Origin of the sequence: Microbacterium sp., from assembly GCF_029263575.1 — a bacterium.
In the GTDB taxonomy this organism is placed as follows: domain Bacteria; phylum Actinomycetota; class Actinomycetes; order Actinomycetales; family Microbacteriaceae; genus Microbacterium.
Window position 1 is genome coordinate 1 of sequence record NZ_JAJUFV010000246.1, and the last position, 2092, is coordinate 2092.

A 2092-nucleotide genomic window follows, 5' to 3' on the forward strand; every position below is an offset into this window, starting at 1 on the left:
CGCGGACGAGCACGAGCGAGTGCTCCTGCAGGTTGTGGCCCTCACCGGGGATGTAGGCGGTGACCTCGGTGCCGTTGCGAAGCTTCACACGAGCGACCTTGCGCATCGCGGAGTTCGGCTTCTTCGGCGTGGTGGTGTAGACGCGGGTGCATACCCCGGCCTGCTGCGGGTTCGACTTGAGCGCCGGCGCCTTGGTCGTGGTGACCTTGGGCGAGCGACCCTTGCGAACCAACTGCTGAATAGTTGGCACGTTCTCTCCTCATAATGCTGCACGGTGACAGCGTGATGGGTTTCACATCATGACCCACCAGCCAGGCGGATTCGCCGAGCTTTTGGTGTGGTGGGTATGCCGTGGGGGCTGACCGATATGGATCGGAGCCCAGTCTGCGCACGCCAAGACGTACACACACCTGATCAAGTGTAATGGTGCGTAACGTGCCGGTCAAATGAAGCAGGCTCGCTCACCGCAGATCGCGAATACGCGCCACCACAGTGCTCTCGTTCCCCGTTCGACGCTCGTAGGTGACGGCGATGGTGAGCAGCACAGCACCGATCACCGCGAGGGTGATCCACCACGGCATCGACTGCACTCCCCGACCGATCTGCACCGCGAAGACGAAGACGTTCTCGATCGGAAGCACCAGCATCCCCAGAATGAACGGAGCGGCCAGACGCCTGGCAGCCCCGACCATGATCGCACCCAGCGCGAGTGCCATGACGAGAATCGCCCGCCACGTCAGCGGATCTGTGAACGTCGCCACGATCGAGGCGCTCATCATGGTGACGATGCCGGGAGCCAGCAGCGCCCACGAACTCTGCCAGCGGGCGGGCCATTCGTTCAGGGCGGCGGATGCCGAGGCATCCGCCATACTCGCGGATGCCTGGCGCATACCGGCGATGCCCGCCAGCAGCAGGAACGCCCCCAACGGCAGGGAGAACCATTCGACCCGCAGATCACGCGGACTCCACGCGACAACCGCCGTGACGAACGAGACCGAGAACAATAGCCACACCGGCGGCAGCGTCGTGCGGCCTGCACGCGCACCCGCGACCGCGACGAGCACGAGCAGTCCGAGCATGAGCGTCCACATCAACCAGATCGACGCCCAGTCGCGTTCGATCGCACCCCAGGTGCCGATCGCGAGAGCGAGCACGGCCGGCGCCGTCAGCCACCGCGATCGACTCATCCGCGCCGGCGCCGTTTGGCGGATGCCGCGAGCGGCGACCGTCAAGATGATGGCTGCGACGGCGGCAGAACCGAAGCAGGCGAAGAACAGCCCCACGCCGTGCAAGAAGCTCAGCTCGCCACCGAGCCCCATCCGCACGCCCTGAACAGGACCGGCAACAGCGGCCACAGCCGCTGCGACATAGGTCGGCAGCACCAGCGCACGCATGCGCGGCGAGCGCGCGAACCCCGCACCGAACAGGAGCAGCACGATCCCGGCGGCCAGCAGCGCCAACGCCCGCCACGGCAGCGCGTCGGGGGCGACGACCGCGCCGGCGGCAGCGCCCGCATCCGCTGACCGCGCGAAGGCGAGCAGCGCGAGAGTCGGCAGCACGGCGACGCCCAGCCCTGCGGCGAAGAGCCCGCGCGCACCGCGCATGTCTGGCTTTCGGGCGGCGAGAAGGCCAGCGACCAGCGCCGCCGCGAGGGCGGGCGGCAGCACAGAGGCCTCGACCAGCGCGACGCCGTTCAGCGCCCACACGCACCAGAGCGCCCCGGTGAATGCGGCCCCGGCGACCCACCAGCCATAGCGGCGGCCTGTGAAGACAGCACTGGCACCCGCACCGATGCCCAGCAGAATCAGCACGAGGAAGGTCGTCCCGAGACCGGACGCCTCGCGGGCGAGAGCGAGCACGGTGGCAATCGCGCCGGTCAGCAGCGCGGAGGCTTCGATCGCGATGCGGGCGGCGGCCGCGGCATCCGCTCTGAGTCGATTGCGGCGCAATGCGTCGCGAACAAGAGTCGTCGATGGCAGGACGAGTGCGACGATCGCGGCGATCACGGGCAGGGTCACCGGTGACGCGCTCACAGCCAGCACCTGCGCGCCCAGGCAGACGACGACCACGGCGATCGTCGGCACGAGCATCC

Annotated in this window: 2 protein-coding genes; both read right to left on the bottom strand. The window is 68.2% G+C overall.

Annotation, left to right across the window (positions count from 1 at the left end; translation table 11 throughout):
* Positions 1-250 (bottom strand): 30S ribosomal protein S12 (gene rpsL, locus Q1J95_RS15665; protein ID WP_300269375.1); only part of this gene is annotated, 250 nt, incomplete at its 3' end.
* Between the two features lie 211 nt (positions 251-461).
* A partial coding sequence (locus Q1J95_RS15670; RefSeq protein ID WP_300269377.1) for a hypothetical protein occupies positions 462-2092 on the bottom strand: 1631 nt, incomplete at its 5' end.